Source organism: Nostoc sp. (genome assembly GCF_036917435.1).
GTDB lineage: Bacteria > Cyanobacteriota > Cyanobacteriia > Cyanobacteriales > Nostocaceae > Nostoc.
In genome coordinates this window covers 68,956-87,449 of sequence record NZ_JBALDM010000027.1, presented here as the reverse complement: position 1 = coordinate 87,449, position 18,494 = coordinate 68,956, and the positions used below count along the sequence as shown (strand labels likewise).

At 41.4% G+C, this 18,494-nt stretch carries 17 protein-coding genes and 1 other RNA gene; 4 read left to right on the top strand and 14 right to left on the bottom strand.

The window, feature by feature from the left end:
- Positions 1 to 72: 72 nt before the first annotated feature.
- The 3 genes from V7K98_RS11170 to V7K98_RS11160 are packed head-to-tail and all read right to left on the bottom strand — an operon-like array spanning position 73 to position 3,669.
- Positions 73 to 1,785, bottom strand: a complete 1,713-nt coding sequence (locus tag V7K98_RS11170; RefSeq protein WP_335021675.1) for a diflavin flavoprotein — start codon at positions 1,783 to 1,785, stop codon at positions 73 to 75.
- A gap of 6 nt (positions 1,786 to 1,791) precedes the next feature.
- Positions 1,792 to 1,920: a hypothetical protein gene (locus V7K98_RS11165; RefSeq protein WP_335021673.1), complete on the bottom strand. Its 129-nt coding sequence runs from the start codon at positions 1,918 to 1,920 to the stop codon at positions 1,792 to 1,794.
- A 9-nt stretch (positions 1,921 to 1,929) separates the two neighbouring features.
- A complete protein-coding gene (locus tag V7K98_RS11160; RefSeq protein WP_335021671.1) occupies positions 1,930 to 3,669 on the bottom strand; it encodes a diflavin flavoprotein in 1,740 nt (579 codons plus the stop codon).
- 1,148 nt (positions 3,670 to 4,817) lie between these two features.
- Between V7K98_RS11160 and V7K98_RS11155 the strand changes: the two genes are divergently transcribed.
- From V7K98_RS11155 to V7K98_RS11145, 3 genes are all read left to right on the top strand, one after another.
- Entirely contained in the window at positions 4,818 to 5,276 is a 459-nt protein-coding gene (locus V7K98_RS11155; RefSeq protein WP_335021669.1) for a helix-turn-helix domain-containing protein, read from the top strand.
- 90 nt (positions 5,277 to 5,366) lie between these two features.
- Complete coding sequence (locus V7K98_RS11150; RefSeq protein ID WP_335021667.1) at positions 5,367 to 5,528, top strand: hypothetical protein; 162 nt, start codon at positions 5,367 to 5,369, stop codon at positions 5,526 to 5,528.
- Positions 5,529 to 5,532: 4 nt separating this feature from the next.
- Positions 5,533 to 6,987, top strand: coding sequence for a tetratricopeptide repeat protein (locus tag V7K98_RS11145; RefSeq protein WP_335021665.1), 1,455 nt, complete (start codon positions 5,533 to 5,535; stop codon positions 6,985 to 6,987).
- A gap of 77 nt (positions 6,988 to 7,064) precedes the next feature.
- On the opposite strand, the gene V7K98_RS11140 is transcribed toward V7K98_RS11145, so the two are convergent.
- Complete coding sequence (locus V7K98_RS11140; protein WP_335021663.1) at positions 7,065 to 7,820, bottom strand: hypothetical protein; 756 nt, start codon at positions 7,818 to 7,820, stop codon at positions 7,065 to 7,067.
- Between the two features lie 410 nt (positions 7,821 to 8,230).
- Here V7K98_RS11140 and V7K98_RS11135 point away from each other — a divergent pair, with 410 nt between their 5' ends.
- Complete coding sequence (locus V7K98_RS11135) at positions 8,231 to 9,292, top strand: trypsin-like peptidase domain-containing protein (RefSeq protein WP_335021661.1); 1,062 nt, start codon at positions 8,231 to 8,233, stop codon at positions 9,290 to 9,292.
- A 115-nt stretch (positions 9,293 to 9,407) separates the two neighbouring features.
- Here V7K98_RS11135 and ssrA read toward each other — a convergent pair.
- The 10 genes from ssrA to V7K98_RS11085 all read right to left on the bottom strand — a co-directional run bounded on the left by ssrA (position 9,408) and on the right by V7K98_RS11085 (position 18,214).
- Positions 9,408 to 9,797, bottom strand: a transfer-messenger RNA (tmRNA) gene (gene ssrA, locus V7K98_RS11130).
- A gap of 173 nt (positions 9,798 to 9,970) precedes the next feature.
- Positions 9,971 to 10,918: a F0F1 ATP synthase subunit gamma gene (locus tag V7K98_RS11125; RefSeq protein ID WP_335021659.1), complete on the bottom strand. Its 948-nt coding sequence runs from the start codon at positions 10,916 to 10,918 to the stop codon at positions 9,971 to 9,973.
- 150 nt (positions 10,919 to 11,068) lie between these two features.
- The gene (gene atpA / locus V7K98_RS11120; RefSeq protein WP_335021657.1) at positions 11,069 to 12,583 is read right to left on the bottom strand and encodes a F0F1 ATP synthase subunit alpha; all 1,515 of its coding nucleotides are present in this window, start codon (positions 12,581 to 12,583) and stop codon (positions 11,069 to 11,071) included.
- A gap of 140 nt (positions 12,584 to 12,723) precedes the next feature.
- Positions 12,724 to 13,278, bottom strand: coding sequence for an ATP synthase F1 subunit delta (gene atpH, locus V7K98_RS11115; RefSeq protein ID WP_335021655.1), 555 nt, complete (start codon positions 13,276 to 13,278; stop codon positions 12,724 to 12,726).
- Entirely contained in the window at positions 13,275 to 13,847 is a 573-nt protein-coding gene (locus V7K98_RS11110) for a F0F1 ATP synthase subunit B (protein ID WP_335021653.1), read from the bottom strand. Before V7K98_RS11110 ends, atpH begins: the two co-directional genes overlap by 4 nt.
- A gap of 271 nt (positions 13,848 to 14,118) precedes the next feature.
- Positions 14,119 to 14,550 (bottom strand): F0F1 ATP synthase subunit B', encoded by a 432-nt coding sequence (locus V7K98_RS11105; protein WP_335021651.1) that lies wholly within the window; start codon positions 14,548 to 14,550, stop codon positions 14,119 to 14,121.
- A gap of 288 nt (positions 14,551 to 14,838) precedes the next feature.
- Entirely contained in the window at positions 14,839 to 15,084 is a 246-nt protein-coding gene (atpE, locus tag V7K98_RS11100) for an ATP synthase F0 subunit C (RefSeq protein ID WP_013192016.1), read from the bottom strand.
- 151 nt (positions 15,085 to 15,235) lie between these two features.
- A complete protein-coding gene (atpB, locus tag V7K98_RS11095; protein WP_335021649.1) occupies positions 15,236 to 15,997 on the bottom strand; it encodes a F0F1 ATP synthase subunit A in 762 nt (253 codons plus the stop codon).
- Between the two features lie 60 nt (positions 15,998 to 16,057).
- Positions 16,058 to 16,540 carry an ATP synthase subunit I gene (locus V7K98_RS11090; protein ID WP_335021647.1) on the bottom strand — a complete coding sequence of 161 codons (483 nt, stop codon included), beginning with the start codon at positions 16,538 to 16,540 and terminating at the stop codon, positions 16,058 to 16,060.
- A 471-nt stretch (positions 16,541 to 17,011) separates the two neighbouring features.
- Positions 17,012 to 18,214: a class I SAM-dependent methyltransferase gene (locus V7K98_RS11085; protein ID WP_335021645.1), complete on the bottom strand. Its 1,203-nt coding sequence runs from the start codon at positions 18,212 to 18,214 to the stop codon at positions 17,012 to 17,014.
- Positions 18,215 to 18,494: the final 280 nt, after the last annotated feature.

Here is an 18,494-nt window from a genome sequence, read left to right as displayed (position 1 = left end):
AAACTGGGACAGGCATCTTGCCCATCCCACAATAAAAAAGAGAATTTTTGTAATAGAACGCCTTGGCTATAACTAATAATGAGTGCCAGTTTTGCGGTGGTTGATGGCAGTAACAGCATCAGGCTTGAGTAATTTACCTTCATCGACAGTTGCATAGACAACCCAATGATCGCCACATTCCAGACGTTGATTCACTGAGCATTCTAAATATGCTAAAGCGTCAGTTAGGACGGTACAACCGTTATCTGCAACTGCTGTACTAAAGTTGGCGAATCGATCTTCCCCAGGTGCGAAAGATTTACGGAAATGCTTCATGTAATCTTGGTGATTGCCTTCAGGTAAAATATTTAAGGCAAACTTACCGCCTGGATACATCAAAGATTCGATCGCTCGGTCTTTAGCGATCGCAATACTTATTCCAGGTGGGTTAAAGGTGGCTTGAGAAACCCAAGCGCCTAACATTGCGGTAGACACTTCTCCAAGTTTCGCTGTCACCACACAGACGGAACCAACAATCCGACCAACAGCTTGTTCCACTGGGGTAGCAGCTTGTTGTGGTACGCGGATTTTTTTAGCTTTTCTCAGTGCTTGGGCAAAGTCTGTGCCTAGTTCTTCACAGAATTTGAGTGTGACATCATCAGGTTTAAACTTCACTTTCAAAGTGTCAAAACCAAAGCGATATCCAGAATCCCGGAGTTTTCCTTCTATTAAGTCAAAGGCTTCGCCACTCCAGCCATAAGAACCAAATACACCAGCGAGTTTGCTGTTGTCACCGCTTGAGATCACAATCCCTAAAGCAGTATGAATGGGAGTTGGCGCATGGCCACCAATGGTAGGAGAACCGATGATAAAACCTTCTGACTGTGCTAGGCTGATGCGAATTTCATCAGGGGTAGCAAATTCGCAGTTAATGGATTTGACTGCAACTCCACCTTTAGTTAGTCCGAGAGCGATCGCTTGTGCTAGAGTTGCCGTATTCCCATAAGCTGAAGCGTAAAGTAGGGCAACAGAAATCTCGCGATCGTTATGAGAACGACTCCATTCTCCATAAGCTTTGGTAAGCTCGATTAAGCTAGTGCGTACTAAGGGCCCGTGACCCACAGCATACATTCTCACCTGCAAATCTGATATTTTCTCCAAAGCTGCTTGCACATGAGGAGTTTGGGGAGCCATCAGGCAGTTAAAATAATAACGCTGGTCTTCTTTGAGCGCTTCCCAGTTATCATCAAAGACTTCATCACCACACAGATGAGTTGCAAATAACTTATCTGTGTAGAGAATTTGGGTTTGTTGGTCGTAGGTACAAAGTCCTTCTGGCCAACGTGGGCTAGGAGTGGGTAAGAATTTTAAAACATGACCTTTGCCTAAATCGAGAGTTTCTTTCCCCCGCATTACCAAGACGTTCAAATCTTGCTCTAGAAAAGCAGCCCGCAAATTGTTTGCACCGGGAAGAGAACAGACAAAAGTTATCTGTGGTGCCAGTTCTAAAATTGCTTTGAGAGTTGCAACTCGGTTGGGATTAAAATGCCCCAGGATTATATAATCCAAAGTTTTCAAATCTATAGTCTGCCGCAATGCCTCTAAATAAATTTCGGTAAAGCTTTCTGGCGGTGGATCAATAAGTGCGGTTTTATCAGCTTCAATTAAATAGCAATTGGAGGTAGTACCTCTTTCAAGTGCATATTCAATTTCAAACCGCAGACGTGACCAACTACGTGCCCTGATCGCCTTAGTATTTGTAGCAATTGGTAAAACTTGTACGTCGCGTGGCTTGGAATTGGTCATAGCTGTTTAAAGTTGGGGAATTGGGCATTGGGCATTGGGAATTGGGAATTGGGCATTGGGAATTGGGCATTGGGGAAGATGAGGGAGATGAGGGAGACAGGGAAAATAACCCATGCCCCATGCCCCATGCCCCATGCCCAATCTTTAGTAATAATTACCTACTTTGCGGTGGCGAACGGCGGTCAATCCATCGTTTTTGGAGACACGACCTTCTTGGACGGTGCAGTATAAAATCCAGTGGTCGCTGCATTCCATGCTGCTCTGTATTTCACACTCCATATATGCCAGAGCATCTGTCAAAATCGGAGAACCGTTTTTCGCGGTTTGAGTTTTCACTCCTGCAAATCGGTCAGCACCAGGATGCAAGCGCTTGAGAAAGTGCTTTTTCAATTCTTGAAAATTGCCTTCTTCCAAAACGTTGAGGACGAAGCGATCGCCTACTTGCATTAAGGAATCAATGGCGCGGTCTTTGGCAACGGCAATTGTTAATCCTAATGGTTGCAAACTCGCTTGCGTTACCCAGGATGCCAGCATTGCACTTGAGACATTATCTTTTTTAGTGGTGACTATATATAATCCACTACTAATGCGACCTAACGCCTTTTCCATGTTGACATCAAGAGACTTAATATGCTTGATGTTGCGATCGCGCACTAGCAATTGTCCGAAGTCTTTACCCGCTTCTTCACACAACTGGAATGTAGATGCAGTGGGAGCTTCTTTAATCCGAATAGCTGGGAAGGCTTCTTTGATGCCAGAGTCGATAAACTTTCTGCGGAGTGTATCAATGGGTTCATCATCCCCACCGTAACATTCAAACAGCCCAACAACTTGCTTGTTTTTGGCGACTGCTAAAACTGAACTGATACTAGCTTGGGCGGCGGCGGCGGTACTTGGGGGCATACCAATAATGATGCCAGCTGCTCTCCCGGCTAGTTCTTGAATTTCTTGGCTCTCAGCAGTACTCAAATCTAGTACTTCTACGCCAACGCCAGTTTTCAGTATACCTTCGGCAATTGCATGGCCAAGGCGCTCGCCATAACCATAATCTGAGACAAAAAACAAGCCAACTGTTGTTTCTGCTTTAGCTTGTTTTTGGCTCCAATTTTCGTAGCATCCAGTTAGAACATCTAGATGGTGGTATAATAAGGGGCCATGACCATTGGCAATTATATTAATCTTCCCTAGATCGCCCATCCGCTTCATCGCATTCAGCAGCGAACGAGCATTAGGGCCCATCAAACAGTCGTAGTAAAATCTAAAGTCGGCTTCGATCGCTTCTAAATCTTCGTCAAAGGTGCGATCGTCGCAAAAGTGCATCCCAAAAGCATCACAGGTATAGAGAATTTGGGTTTTGCGGTCAAAGCTAAAGATTGTATCTGGCCAGTGTAGGTTAGGCGCACTCACGAATTCCATTTCGTGTCCTTTGCCGATATCTATGCGATCGCCAGTTTTGACAACCCGCTTAGAAAATGGATCGTGGACTAACCCTTCTAAAAACTGAAGCGCAACTTTTGAAGCTAAAACAGTAGCTCTAGGAGCTAATTGCAAAACATCTTCTACCAAGCCACTATGGTCTGGCTCTGTGTGGCTGACAATTATATAATCAATTGTCTTGGGGTTAACAAGACCTTTTAGAGTCTCTAAATACAGATTGCGAAACTTCTGGTGAGAAGTATCAATCAAAACTGTTTGTTCACCCCTAATTAGATATGAATTGTAGGTTGTGCCGTTTTGCAGCCCGAATTCGATATCGAAGCGATCGCGATCCCAATCAAGAGAGCGAATCGCCGTTGTGTTAGGGGCAATTTCTACAGTTTGTATAGTTAGCCGATGTTGAACGTTCTCTGCGTTGGCATTGCCTGTCGTAGACATCGCTACCATTATTCGTCTCCGAGCGCAAATTGTCAGGTTTTTATTCTGCCTCCATTCTCCCTATTATTTTTTGTTTAAGTTGTAATGAATATCAGTTTTTGAGAAATTTAACATGTATCAATTATTGCTGTTTCTCAGCAACAATTGTGACTCAAAAAATCTACTTAAACTTAATGATTCAAAGAATTATACTGAGTATTTAATTTAGCTATTTATTTAATCTTATCCTAATTTCAAAATATTATGTTAGTTATATTGTTTCTTAATAAGAAATTAATAACTTAAAATCAATATCATACATTATATCCACAATTATTATATAGAGATCATATCTAATTTTTTCACAAACTCAGTACAACTAAAAAATATTTATTTTTCCTTACCTATTGCCTGTTGTATATGACCTAATTACAAAAGTAAGTTGATAAATCAAAGTGGATTTTTTATTTTGATAATGACGGATAAATGCTAAAAGTATCCAAGGATTTATAAATAAATTATGTGATTTTGGCATAGAATAATTGTCTTAGGAAAATAGATTAAAAGTTAGCTTTTTAATAGGTTATTTTATAAATTAGGTAGGAAAAGTGGGAAAAGTGGGAAAAATAGGAAAGTCAACAAAAATTTTCTATTTTCAATAGGTATTGAATATATTTATGTCTCAATCAAGAATCTTGTTACGTAAAATATAAAATTTACGTAAAGTCGAGAAAATAGATGTTTTTTGGAGAGCATCAAGACTAATTTACAGAGATGAGTTGAAGGAAAAGGAACTAGGCTTGTATATATATGTTTTGCTACTCATTCAAATAGGAAGTATCGTAAAAATTATTTTTAAAGTTTCGATAAATCACTGTAAAGATACAATTAATCTAATAATTTTAATGCTAAAGTTTTTTATCATCGACTTTAGACATTAATCAGCACAACGCCAGCAAATTATTATTGTAATAGCTGCTTTTGGCTATTGAATAAATTTGCCTATATAGACTAATGGCGTAATTTCTGATGTGCCTAACTTTTTATGAAATTACATTGTCGATTATAAATTACCAACTTTGATAGCGTTCTAAAGCTAATACTTGTTGGTAGTAGCCTTTTTAATACTGACATCCTTCATATTGTAGTTCAGCTTTCAGAGCAAAAGGTTATTAATTATGGGCTGCCGATTAAAAGTCTTTCTAACTCCTCAAGAAAAGCTAACTTTAGAAGAGTTAAGAAAAGCCAAAGATGTTCCTCAACGAACCAAAGATCGCGCTCAAGTCTTACTGCTAAATAATCGCGGCTTAAAAAATGAGCAAATTGCTAAAGGCTTGAACTGGGCAATTTCAACAGTGCGTCAAACCCTTCATCGTTGGGAAAAGATGGGTTTAGCAGGACTGTGGGATGCTCCTGGTAGAGGTGGAAAACCTCGATATTCAGAATCAGATTTAGTTTATCTAGAAAACTGTTTGGCTCAAGATTCACAGACTTATAATTCAAAACAATTAGCAAATAAACTGGCATCTGAACGTCAGGTAAGCTTAAGTGCAGATCGGTTACGACGGGTACTTAAACAAAGGGGAAAGAAGTTTGGAAGCATATGCAAACAACCCCAGGAACAGAATATTCATTAATTAACGGAACCTGCTTTGCATCTAGATATCTACGCTCACTAAATCCTGAAGCTGGAAAGGTACGTTTTTGATTCTGAATAAAATCCGATTTTGACTTTTTATGAATATGCGCGATCGCAAATGGGTGTAGATGTGCAGGAAAGCATCAGATATGCGATCGCGCTTACAACTTTAAATCATCAGCCGTTTCTACAATATACTTGTACGAAAGTAAGTGTGTTATTCACAATGTTAGCACAAGTGAAAGGTTGAGTTGATGCTGAAATTAGACCCTAGCACTATCAATGATTTGATGCAAGTTCTTAGACCATTTATGGAATCTGAGAGAGAACGTCGAACTTTCTTATTTACTGTGTTAGGTGATATACCTGTGTTGCAACATATCAGTTGGGATGGTGCTGTAGCAACTTTCATACCCGATATGGTGTGTAAGTTAGCAGATTATGGAGGGGGAGAGTATCTAAGCGCTATCTTGAAATATGTGCAAGATATAGTGGGAAAAGATGTACAACAAGGTATTGATAAATTACTCGATAAACTGCGGGATGATCCATCTATATTTATACCTTTATCTCCATCATTAGCAGAAGCTGAATACAGAAAAGTAGTGATGGAAAGAGTTACGCCTGATGGTGAAATTTCAGTTGCAGGTCGTGATATTTTAGATCAATGTAAGCAACGTTTGGGAATCTCAGAAGAAAAGGCTGAGAATATTGAGAAAGAAGTTTTACAGCCATTTAACGAATATCAAAAGAGTTTTGATAAATTTATACAGATTTTAGTTAAGCAAATCCACGATAAGTTACCGTTTTCTCAAGAAATACGAAGCGATTTAGAAGCGCTACATTCGCAACTAAAAATTACAGATGTAGAAGCACTTTATATTAAATTAGCTCACGAACTTTATAAACAAAATAAACTGGAAAAATCAATTAATCTTTATAAAGAATTAATTCTTTTTAATAAAGATAATGCTATTTATCGTCAGAATCTAGCTTATTTTTTATTACAAAATGAGCAAATAGATGATGCGATCGTAGAACTTCGAGAAGCTATTCGTATTGAACCAAACAACGTCAAACTATATGAAGATTTGGGAAATAGTTTTTACACAAAAGGTCAGTTTTATAAAGCTATTGAGGCATATCAACAGGCGATTGGAATTAGCACTGACGATACACCAAATGATTTAGCAAAAATACACTATTTGTTAGGATGTACTTTTTGTGAATGTGAGCAGTTAGAAGAAGCAATCAAGCAATATATACAAGCGATTGAGATTGATAGAAAATATGCAGAAGCATATGCTGAGTTAGGAAATTGTCAGCGCCGAATAGAAAATTTTGTAGATGCATATAGTAACTTACAAATAGCAATTACGATCAAACGAGACAATCCAAAATTTTACCGCTATTTAGGAATGGTTATGAGTAGTCAGGGCAAATATAAGGATGCAATTGTTCAGTTTGAAGAAGCTATAAAACGCAATATCATAACTAGCACACCAGATCCAATTACCTATACGCAATATGCATTTACGCTACTCGCACAAAGAAAACAAAAGCAAGCAGAAACTGAAATTAATCTAGCTATAAAACTATTCCAACAGCAAAATATGGGTGATGCTGCCAACCAAATGGAGGACTTATATGAGAAAATAAAAAAAGAAAGTAGTTGGAAAAGCTTTTTCAACTACTTTCTCAAAAATTAGCTTTTAAATCATTATTGATTAGCCAAGTATTTTTTAGGATCAGCTATATATACGATAGCGATTTGGAGGCAAAGTCCTTAACTTCGCTTATCATTATTTGCTTGAACCCTCGACGTAGCCGATGCAACTGCAATTCCAGCAATTGTAGTGGTTGTCGCACCACTCAAAACTAATATTTTGTGACGACGTTGTTCTTTAATAGCTTGCTGTGCCGCTAATTGTGCATCTTGTTTGTCCAGACTGGTTAATACCCCTTTATTAGCATAACGAGATGCTAGTAAATTGAAAGCTGCATCACGCGCTGAATAATAATTCTGTGCTGCTTCTTGAAATGCTTGGTCACTCAAGTTTTGAATATGACTAGGTAAATCATGTATCAATAATTGTGATTGAATTCTTGCGGTGATATCATCCTTCATTCCTTGTTTTAGGATCATCGCATCCCCGGATGATATATTATTAAAAAGTCTTTGTATCGCTTGCTTGTTTTCAGCTTCGGACATTGCTTTTTTGACTAGATGCAGATAGTTAAACTCGGAGTTTGGTAGTGGGTGGAACTGATTAGGATAGGTTGGTTTAATTGGTCTAGGTGGTTTAGATTTAAACCATGGCCATCGTATTTTAAATCTTGGTAACTTAATACCAACAACTGGTTCAAAACTACTCAAACTTATTTGTTCTGCATTCAAGTTCAATAAATTTCCAGAGTACCCAAAATTAACTTCAAATGAATTATGCAGGTACTTATCTAATGTCAAACTCGATACTGATGACAGCGAAACATTGCTAAACAAAAGTGTAACAAACAAAGCCTGCTTGCGTATCTGTGTCATACTTTCATGCGGCTGATAATTTTTATAAATTGACGCTTTTGGCAACTAAGTAGGTAGGCGTAATTAAATATAAGATCAAACCTCACCCTCAATCCCTCTCCAAAGTATCAGAGAGGGAAGCCGGAGGCAGGGTGAGGTTTTATATTTAATTTGACCCACTTACTTAATTCAGTTGATGGGCGTTATATTTAATTTCAACAGTTTCTCTACTTACAATTTCGGAAAATTAAATATTTTAATATGTGATTTTATATTACAGGAATTTTCAGGTCATTAAACTATAGGGTAAGGGCGGACGGATATGGAAAGATAAGCAGCAAATTAAACCTCACCAAATCTGGAAGCTGTAACAAATAAATCTTGCTGTAAACTAGCAATTTAGTAGCTTGTTTAGATAGGATGCAGCAATCGTGACTGTCCAATTATCCCAACCTCACTTCCAACGCCTTATCCGCATTGTACAGAATTTACCCGACTTTGCTAATGTGCGCGATCGCCGTCGTTTAGTTGCAGGTGCATTACAAGGTGTAGCTCAAGCAGATATTATTCTGGCGCGGTTAGATTTAGATGGTGCGCCAATGGGTGTTTCTGTGGAAGTAGTGCGGTTTTTCTCGCAATTTGGACGAGTTGCTTACAATCAAGAAGCCCTTGCTGTCTTCCTCAACTATATTCAGCCTTACACTGGGGATGAAGATAAAGACTTTATCGTAGAACTATTTCAGAATTACCCGCTAGATATTCCAGTCAGTCCTAGTCGTGGAATTAACAATTGGAAGGGAATGGATAGTACGGCTGATATCAAAGAAAAGATTATTGGGGAAAATACATTACGCGATATCTACATTTTAAACTTGGCTCTGGAAGCTTCAAAAGCTGTGGTTCGTATAGCTACTCCCGAAGGTTTAGGTACGGGATTTATGATTGCATCTGATTTACTAATGACGAATAATCACGTTATTAAAAGTCAGAAAGTTGCAGAAGAAAGTAATTTTAGCTTTAATTATCAACTGGATATCAACGGTAAAGAATGTCCAACACAGAGTATTGGAGCTTTACTAGGGGGAACTTTTTACACGAATGAAGAATTGGATTATACAGTAGTTACCCTGAAAGATATACCTGATTTCGGCAAACCTCTAATCTTTAAAAATAAATTAATGCGACGAGATGATCGCGTAGCAATTATTCAACACCCTGGCGGTCATTTAAAGAAAATCTCGATACAGAATAATTTTGTCGCTTATGCTGATAATCAAGTCTTGCAATATACTACAAGTACAGAACCGGGTTCATCAGGGTCGCCTGTTTTCGATGATAATTTTCAGGTAGTTGGTATTCACCATAGCGGTGGGATGCTTCTAGAACCAAATACGCAACAAAGACATTTACGTAATGCAGGAACAATTGCGATCGCTTTGTTGAATGACCTCCATAAAAATGCACCGGAGATTGACACCCATTTGTCGAGATAGTTAGGCGATTGCATAGCCGTGATTTCTGCTCGTCAGGTATATTTGCAAAATTCACCTATGAAAACAAAACCCACCAAACACTTTAATTGTTTGGTGGGTTTTGTTAGTTATTGTTTAGTGGATCCGAGCAGAGTCGAACTGCTGTCCAAATTGGGTATTGACTCCCCGCTCATTCACAGGTTTAGCCTTTCTGACCCTCAAGGCGGGAATCGTTCATTATCCCGAACGTAGGATGCTCTGATTTAATCTTAGCTAGCAAGCCAACCAGAGAACGCTTACTAGAGCATCCGTTGGGGTTTGGTCTTCAGTCCTTAACGGAGTCAAACTAAAGACGCTCGAACCTATAAGAGGTGTTTAGGCAGCTACTAGAGCATCCTTACGAGCAAAGCTAACGATGTTATTCGCATTTACTTTTTGTTTGAGCCTTTGATTTCCGAGAGGAGACTCACTCTCGACCTGAATCACAGAGCAGCGTTCGCCAACCTGTCGAAACCGTGACGGACCCATGCGCTTCTACATCTTAATTATAATACGGGATTTGGTAATTCGTAATTCGTAATTCGTAATTAGTAGTTATCCAAGTCAGAATATATGGCTCTAATTACTGCAAATAGCCAATCACTAATTTTGAAACCATTAGCAATTGGCTATTTGCCACGATCCACAACAAGTATTTTTTTAAGTTAGTGCTTCAGCACCACCTACAACCTCAAGAAGTTCTTGAGTAATTGCAGCTTGTCGGGCTTTGTTGTAAGACAGTGTGAGGCTGTTAATCAGTTCACCAGCATTTTCACTGGCATTACTCATAGCTGTCATTCGCGCTGCTAGTTCACTAGCGGCAGATTCTTGCAGCGCCCGCAATAGCTGGTTACTCAGATACAGGGGCAACAGAGAATCGAGGATTTGTACTGGATCTTGCTCGAAAATCATGTCAGGAGCTAATGCACGGACTTCCTTAGTCACTTTCTGCCGTTCGACTTCAAATTTACCGCCACGGGTTGTCAAGCGGAAGATTTCGTCATCGCTTGCTTCTAGACCTTGTGGATCGAGGGGCAGTAGGGTTTGGATCACAGGACGGGAGCTAACCAAGGAAAGGAATCTGGTATAGATTAATTCGATGCGGTCAACTTCTTCCGAAAGGAACAAGGAAAGTAGTTGATCGGCAATTTGATTGGCTTCGGCTGCGGTTGGAATTTGCTCTAGGCCGCTGTAGGTAGCATCAATGGGCTGATCGCGGCGTTGAAAGTATTGTGTTGCTTTGCGTCCGACTAGCACAAATTGATAGTCTAAGCCTTCTGCCTTGATTTCTTTGGCGCGGTTTTCTGCACGACGGATAACGTTATTATTGTAGCCGCCGCATAAACCGCGATCGCCTGAAATTACTAACAGCCCAACTGATTTAACTTGCCGTTTTTTCAGTAGTGGGAGGTTTGCTTCTTCAAAGCGGAGACGGCTTTGCAAACCATATAATACTTGTGCCAAGCGATCGGCAAAGGGACGAGTCGCTAGTACTTGTTCTTGCGCCCGACGCACTCTAGCCGCAGCTACGAGACGCATGGCTTCTGTGATTTTTTTGGTGTTTTTGACCGACTGGATGCGATCGCGTATTGATTTTAGATTGGCCATATTTTTTTCCTTAGTAGTTAGTCATTTGTCCTTTGTCATTAGTCAGTAGTCATTAGTTCTGTACCAATGACCCTTCGGGTTCGCCAGTTGCTTATGGGGGAAACCCCCAAGACCGCACTGGCTCACCAATGACCAATGACTAATGACTAATTACGCTGTAGCTTTGAAGGTCTTCTTGTATTCGGTAAGCGCTTCCTTCAAGGCTGCTTCTTCTGCGTCACCTAATGCTTTAGAAGCTTGTACTCCTTGGGCATATTTACCACCCTTTAAGGACTCCCGCAGACCTTGGGTAAAGGTGGTGACTTTATCTACAGGTACATCATCTAAGTAACCGTTGATACCTGCATACAAAATTGCCACTTGTTCATATACTGAAAGTGGCGAATTTTGTGGCTGCTTGAGAAGTTCGCGTAACCGTTGACCCCGTGCCAACTGGTCTTGAGTGGCTTTATCTAAGTCAGAAGCAAATTGGGCGAAGGCTTGCAAGTCGTCAAATTGGGCTAGTTCCAATTTAATCTTACCGGCAACTTTTTTCATTGCCTTGGTTTGCGCCGCAGAACCCACGCGGGATACGGAAATACCGGGGTTTACAGCCGGACGGATACCAGCGTTAAACAAGTCAGAAGAGAGGAATATCTGACCATCGGTAATAGAAATTACGTTGGTGGGGATGTATGCTGAAACGTCACCAGCTTGGGTTTCGATGATTGGTAGGGCGGTCATGCTGCCTTTACCTAATTCATCACTTAGCTTTGCGGCTCTCTCTAGCAAGCGGGAGTGAATGTAGAATACATCTCCAGGGTAAGCTTCGCGTCCTGGTGGACGACGTAGCAGCAAGGACATTTGGCGATAAGCTTGGGCTTGCTTGGAAAGATCGTCGTAAATTACCAGGGTAGCTTTGCCTTTGTACATAAAGTACTCGGCAATAGTTGCGCCTGTGTAAGGAGCTAGGTATTGGAGGGTTGCTGGTTCACTGGCGCTAGCAAAGACGACGACGGTGTAATCCATTGCGCCTTTTTCTTGCAATGTCTGCACCACGTTAGCAACGGTGGAAGCTTTTTGACCGATCGCCACGTAGACACAAACTACATCTTCTGATTTTTGGTTGATGATTGTGTCGATGGCGATCGCAGTTTTACCGGTTTGGCGATCGCCAATAATCAATTCCCGTTGACCGCGACCGATGGGAATCATTGAGTCAATAGCTGTGATACCCGTTTGCATGGGTTCGTGTACAGATCGACGAGCAATGATACCTGGTGCTGGAGATTCAATCAAACGACTTTCTGAGGATTTGACATCTCCCTTACCATCGATGGGAATACCCAAAGCGTTTACAACTCGTCCAATTAAGGCTTCACCAACTGGAATCTGAGCAATTTTACCAGTAGCGGTTACAGAACTACCTTCTTGAATTTCCAGCCCTTCACCCATCAACACCGCGCCCACGTTGTCTTCTTCTAAGTTCTGGGCGATGCCAATTGTACCATCTTCAAATTCTAAGAGTTCCCCGGCCATAGCCTTTTCCAGACCATAAATCCGGGCAATCCCGTCACCAACTTGTAAAACTGTACCAACGTTAGCAACTTTGACCTCTTGATCGTATTGCTCGATTTGTTGTTGGATAATGCTACTAATTTCGTCAGGTCTAATTGATATGCTCATGTGTCTATCTTGTTTGCTTTCGAGACGGAAGTAAAAGGAACTAGGGATTAGGGACTGGAGATTAGGGATTAGGGATGGAAAGAACTTATGACTATAATCTTTTTCCTAGTCCCCAGTACCCAGCCCCCAGTCCCAATTTTCTAGCTATTGGTTAAGCGCAATGAAAGGCGGCGCAGCTGACCCCGAATACTGGCATCAATTACCTGCGAACCTACTTTAATAATCACGCCACCAATTAACTCACTATCTACCTTGGTTTCTAGTTCTACCTGGCGAGCATTACTGATGGCAATCACTTTTTCTGTGATTGCTTGCTGTTGAGCTTCTGTGAGGGGAACGGCTGAAATTACTTCCGCTAATACGGTTTGATTCAGCTGCCGCAACAGCGCCAGATATTGTTGAAAAATCGATTCCAAGAATGCAATGCGGCGTTTGTCTACTAAAACCAACAAAAAGTTGCGTAAGTAGGGGTTAGCGCCTTCACCGAGTATTTTTTTGATGAGAGCTTTTTTGTTCTCAGCCTGAATAAACGGGTTGCTGAAGAAGTTATGTAGCTGTTTGTCTGCTCTGAGCAGTCCTAGAAAAGTCCGTGCATCTTCCCCGAACTCTTCTGTCAAATTTTTCGATTGCGCTATTGACAAAAGCGCCTGTGCATAAGGCTGGGCGACTTCGGCTGCGGCTATTTGACTTGTCATACATTGACTCCCAGTTGTGCGATGCTGCGATCGATTAAACTTTGTTGAGCATCGTCGGCAATCCCGCCTTTTAGTTGTGATTCGACTTTTTGCAGTGCTAGTGTAGCAACTCTTTGCCGTAATTGAGCGATCGCTCGCTCGGTTTCGGTGTTTAAATCTGCTGCTGCTGTTTGTTTCAAGCGTTCTACGTCTTGCGCTGCTTTCGCTAACAAGCCTTCTTTCGCTTTTTGAGCGTTTTCTACAGCCGATTGGCGAATGCGTTCTGCTTCAGCTTGAGATTGCTTCAACTGCTCTTGCGCTTGGGAAAGGGCCGTCTTTGCCTCTTTTAAGCGCCCTTCTGCTTCCTGAATTGCGGTGGCAATATTGGATTGTCGCTCGTTCAGGATATTGCTTAAAACCTTACGTCCGAAGTAGAATAGTATGCCAATCAGAATCGCTAGATTGATCAGATTGGTTTCAAAAATGTCTAGGTTTAGACCGAAACCACCTTCTGCTGCGCCTTCTGCCAATTCAGAATGAACAGCGTTCGCTTCTGCGGCAAGTAATAAGAATGTCCCCATGATACCCATTTACAAGTGCGCTGCTCGCTTGCTAATACGTTGTATTTTCCCGAAGGGAAATTAAGTATCTTTTCCCCGAAGGGAAATTAAGTATCTTTCCCCCGAAGGGAAATTAAGTATCTTTTCCCGAAGGGAAGGAAATTTAAGTATCTTTTCCCCGTAGAGAAATTTAAGTATCTTTCCCCAGAAGGGAAAAAGTGCCTTTTTTTGACACTTAATTAAGCGCTCTGGACTATAGCCCAGTTGCGCGTATGCTTTACACAGAACCAATCTCGTTAGTTTATCTAACTGCAGTTGGCCCCAATAGTTTTTCTAGAATCTGCCTGCTTAGAGCATCAACTTGTTGCTCTAAGGTGCTAAAAGCTGCTTGCTTTTGTTGTTCTATTTCAACAGAAGCTTGTTCTCGTTGAGTCTGAGCTTCTTTTTGGGCTTCAGCAATTTTCTCGGCAGTAATTTTCTTAGCTTCAAGTTGAGCGGCTTCTAGAGTAGCTTGCGATTGTCTGCGAGCGTCTGCGAGTTGCTGCTCATATTCGGTAGCCAAGCGCTCGGCTTTAGCCAAGCTCTCACGTGCCTCAAGGGTATTCGTTCGGATATAATTATCGCGATCGTCTAGTACCTTGGTCAGTGGCTTATAGAAAATTGCATTCAACAAAGCTGCTAATAGCAGGAATTGCAATGCCATGAAGGGCAAGGTAGCATCGAAATCAAACATTTGTCTCCTCTTTGGCTGGAGTAGCAGTTTTCATGGCTAGCAACGTCATCCAACCTTTCATATTTTAGAGACCCATAGCCAACAAGGGTCAAGGGATTTTGGATTTTAGATTTGCGATTTTAGATTTTTAGATCAGGGATAGCTCAGGGGCATGTACCAAAAACTCTTGATCGTCCAAAATCCAAAATTGGTAATCCATTACATCAGAACGACTAAATTTCCCAAATATTTTGTTTGATTGTAGAGGCGTGATGATTCACGTCTCCACATTCACAAAATTTTCAGGTCTTATGCGAAGGGGTTAGCAAATAGCAACACCAAGGCAATTACTAGACCATAGATAGTCAAAGATTCCATGAATGCCAAGGTTAATAGCAGAGTACCGCGAATTTTTCCTTCTGCTTCAGGTTGACGAGCAATACCTTCTACTGCTTGTCCAGCAGCGTTACCTTGACCGATACCAGGGCCAATTGCAGCTAAACCAATCGCTAAAGCAGCAGCGAGAACTGAAGCAGCCTGAACTAATGGATCCATGTTGATTTTCCTTGCTTTGATTACAAAACTAACAGACATTACGTTAACGATTAGAAACGTGGTTTTCACGCTGCACTCGTTTCTTTGAAATCGCGCTTTGCGATGTTTTGAGCGAATATGCTCTTATTCACTGTGCTATCAACTGAGAAGTTTAATGCTCCTCATGTTCTTCTCCGCCATGTCCCTCCATTGCCTCATGAATGTATGCTCCGGCTAGGGTGGCGAAAACCAGGGCTTGAATGGCACTGGTAAATAAACCCAAGGCCATTACAGGCAGAGGTACAAAGAGAGGAACTAGCAGCACCAATACCGCAACTACCAATTCATCCGCCAAAATATTACCAAATAGCCGGAAGCTTAGGGAGAGGGGCTTGGTGAAATCTTCAAGAATTGCGATCGGCAATAGAATCGGTGTTGGCTCTATATATTTCTTAAAGTAGCCTAAACCCCGTTTGCTAAAACCTGCGTAAAAGTACGCCAAGGAAGTTAGCAGTGCCAATGCAACAGTCGTATTGATGTCATTGGTGGGAGCAGCCAATTCGCCCGAAGGTAGCTTGATGAGCTTCCAGGGAATTAGCGCACCCGACCAGTTCGATACGAAAATAAACAAGAACAATGTGCCAATAAATGGCACCCAAGGACGGTACTCTTTCTCACCAAGTTGGTTTTTAGCCAAATCACGAATAAATTCTAGGGCGTATTCCATCAAATTCTGGATACCCTTGGGAATTCTTTGTGCGTTGCGAGTAGCAGCGATTGAAGCCACTACTAAAATGCTAATCACAAACCATGAAGTGAGGAAAACTTGCCCATGAATTTTAAGATTGCCCAACTGCCAGTAGAAATGATGACCTACTTCTAATTCGGCGAGGGGAAAAGAATTAAAGGCGTTTAAGAGACTAAGCATTTGCATTCTTCAAGCATTTTCCCCAACAAGCGAGGATGGGATTACTATCTTTGTGAGCCTGACTTTTTAAGAATCAGGAAGGAACGCAATTTGCACCATATAGACGAGGAGGGTGGCTTTGTAAGTTAGAAATCCCAAAAATATGGGCAAAATCTGTAGCTCACGCCATTGAGTTGCTACGATCATGACTCCCATAAATAGAGCAAAACGAGTTTTGCTCAAACTGGCTTTCTCACTACCAAGTTGCTCAACGTCTCTAGCCAACATTTTTAAGTAAACCACACCTGTACACGCCCCAATTAAATAATTTAGGGCAATGTTTAAGGAATAAAAAATCCACACAGAGATAAAAATAACCCCCGTCAAGACAAGCGTGATTACCAACAATCGCTGGAAGAGTTGATGAAACTCTTGCATGGAGTTACCTGATTCTGTGTCTCCAGAACCAGCTTTAGCATCTTGTTGCGTTGTCGGAGTGGGCGCAATTGATTCGTCTGACAAGCTCACGAGACTCGAAACCAGTACAGCTAAATTATGATGACTGCACATTCAGTCAGATGAATCATATCACGATGCGGTAACAATACTTTAGGAAAAAACAATTAACTTCTTGGCAACGTTAGACAGTAAGTAAAATCGCGCTCTCAGAAGCGAGAGAGCGGCTGATTATATAGGAGACTGTACAGGTGAATAATCGCCTAAAAATTCAAAATTTCTTCCAATTCCAGCTTTTTTGATTGGATTATTTTCCTCCAAAGTTGTTACATAGCATCTTGGTGTTTGAATTAATGGGGTGTCAATAAAATCAACTGGTGCTTGAGGAGTGTATGGACTTACCGCAAATCATAAATCGGAGAGTAGCGGCTTGTCATTAAACATCGCACCACTGCTGAATTTCAGGAAATTCAAACTTTTGGGATGCAGAATACCCGTTTGTTGGTCACTTTCCTAATTTACATTAATTTACCAAAAGTGGTGATAGGCGATCGCTCCTCGCCATGAGTATAAATTGCATTCTGATTAAGCAGGTGTCAATAAAATCAACTGCTGCTGAAGAAGTTTTCTTACCTCATCTAATCCAAGTTGCACACCTGCCAAAATCTCTGCAACTGTTGAATTTAAATCACACTTTTGCATAAATTCAAACTCTTCTACAGATAAATTAACAATCTGATAATTGTAGTTAAAAAAGCATTGACTAGGAAATCCTTCAATACAAGGATTAAGTTCGGGAATCGCTGTTAATAAGGTATTATCGTCTGACCAGTCAGCTTTGACTAAGGGAGGACGACCGAGGAAAAACTCGTAATGAGTTACTTCTGGATCTAGTAATTCTATCAGACGGTAAAGCTGGCGTTGGCTTTGCCCTGCGGAGGCATCGCTCAATCCTTTTGCCCGTTCTAATAGCTCTGGTGCTTTGCCCAAAAGTCTCTCCAAATCCCAGAAACTCGGATTCGAGAAACCAATAAACTCCAATCCCGAAGCATCAATTAATTCAAACAGAGTCTCAATGTTGTAGTCAATTTCCTGGGGATGCACGTACATATCAGCAAAGTGTTCATCCTTGTGGTTTTCTAATGACCAGCGTTGTTTTTCAGATTTGACAATTCGGTTATTTTCTGGTAGAGAAGCAAATATTTGTCGCCCGACTTGGACACCATCACGGTAGTCGCCTTTTTTGTCACCTTGCAGAAGTGCGATCGCTTTTTGCATGAGTTGAATTTCCCAGCGTCCCAATTCCCCATACACAAAAATGTGCATCAAGCCGCCTGGGGCTAGCTTCTTCGCCAAAGCTTGAATACCGCGAATTGGATCGAGGGTATGATGCAAAACGCCAACGCAGTTGATTAAATCAAACTCACCTGGTAACTGTTCCACATCAAATAAGCTGAGGTGATGAAACTCAACACGGGTAGCTCCTGAACGCTGACAACGTTCTTTTGCTACAGCTAAAGCGCCAGTGCTGAGGTCAATTCCCACAACCGAAGCCTGGGGATTGAGGTGAACCAGGTACTCTGTACTCACACCAGTACCGCAACCTGCATCTAAAATCCGAATATCTTGCCTTTGGGGTTTTTGACCTATGCAGAAGTTATGAGCGGCTAGCCAATTCCAGCGCCAGTTATAGCCTGGAGGTGGTTCATCCAAGAGGGCTTCGGGCGGAAAGGGGTAGGTATTGTAGAGTTTGGCAACAGCAGCACTAACGGTTTGGGAATCGGACATGATGAGGAATAACGCAGCATTTCTGAGTTTACCGGATAGTGGATGATTAGGGCAAAGATTACTATTGCTTATTTCCTGCTACTTACCACTCTTCTGTCACTTTCCGGGAGGGAGATTCAAAGCCTCTCTCCTAAAAGGCTACGGTATACACACAAGTCATCGAATCAGCCAAGACAAAAGAAAAACCCCACCCTGTCAAAGATTGGACATCCCTCTCCAAAGCATCGGCTACGGTGTACACACAAGTAGAAAAACACAATACACATAGCTTCAATCTAGT

What these genes read in the sequence shown, in the direction of transcription:
- atpE (WP_013192016.1), bottom strand. Translation starts at nt 15,084, where the DNA reads ATGGATCCATTAGTTCAGGCTGCTTCAGTTCTCGCTGCTGCTTTAGCG.
- V7K98_RS11110 (WP_335021653.1), bottom strand. Translation starts at nt 13,847, where the DNA reads ATGGGTATCATGGGGACATTCTTATTACTTGCCGCAGAAGCGAACGCT.
- V7K98_RS11125 (WP_335021659.1), bottom strand. Translation starts at nt 10,918, where the DNA reads ATGGCCAATCTAAAATCAATACGCGATCGCATCCAGTCGGTCAAAAAC.
- V7K98_RS11145 (WP_335021665.1), top strand. Translation starts at nt 5,533, where the DNA reads ATGCTGAAATTAGACCCTAGCACTATCAATGATTTGATGCAAGTTCTT.
- V7K98_RS11085 (WP_335021645.1), bottom strand. Translation starts at nt 18,214, where the DNA reads ATGTCCGATTCCCAAACCGTTAGTGCTGCTGTTGCCAAACTCTACAAT.
- V7K98_RS11140 (WP_335021663.1), bottom strand. Translation starts at nt 7,820, where the DNA reads ATGACACAGATACGCAAGCAGGCTTTGTTTGTTACACTTTTGTTTAGC.
- V7K98_RS11105 (WP_335021651.1), bottom strand. Translation starts at nt 14,550, where the DNA reads ATGTTTGATTTCGATGCTACCTTGCCCTTCATGGCATTGCAATTCCTG.
- V7K98_RS11090 (WP_335021647.1), bottom strand. Translation starts at nt 16,540, where the DNA reads ATGTGCAGTCATCATAATTTAGCTGTACTGGTTTCGAGTCTCGTGAGC.
- atpH (WP_335021655.1), bottom strand. Translation starts at nt 13,278, where the DNA reads ATGACAAGTCAAATAGCCGCAGCCGAAGTCGCCCAGCCTTATGCACAG.
- atpA (WP_335021657.1), bottom strand. Translation starts at nt 12,583, where the DNA reads ATGAGCATATCAATTAGACCTGACGAAATTAGTAGCATTATCCAACAA.
- V7K98_RS11165 (WP_335021673.1), bottom strand. Translation starts at nt 1,920, where the DNA reads ATGGGGCATGGGGCATGGGGCATGGGTTATTTTCCCTGTCTCCCTCAT.
- V7K98_RS11170 (WP_335021675.1), bottom strand. Translation starts at nt 1,785, where the DNA reads ATGACCAATTCCAAGCCACGCGACGTACAAGTTTTACCAATTGCTACA.
- V7K98_RS11155 (WP_335021669.1), top strand. Translation starts at nt 4,818, where the DNA reads ATGGGCTGCCGATTAAAAGTCTTTCTAACTCCTCAAGAAAAGCTAACT.
- atpB (WP_335021649.1), bottom strand. Translation starts at nt 15,997, where the DNA reads ATGCAAATGCTTAGTCTCTTAAACGCCTTTAATTCTTTTCCCCTCGCC.
- V7K98_RS11160 (WP_335021671.1), bottom strand. Translation starts at nt 3,669, where the DNA reads ATGGTAGCGATGTCTACGACAGGCAATGCCAACGCAGAGAACGTTCAA.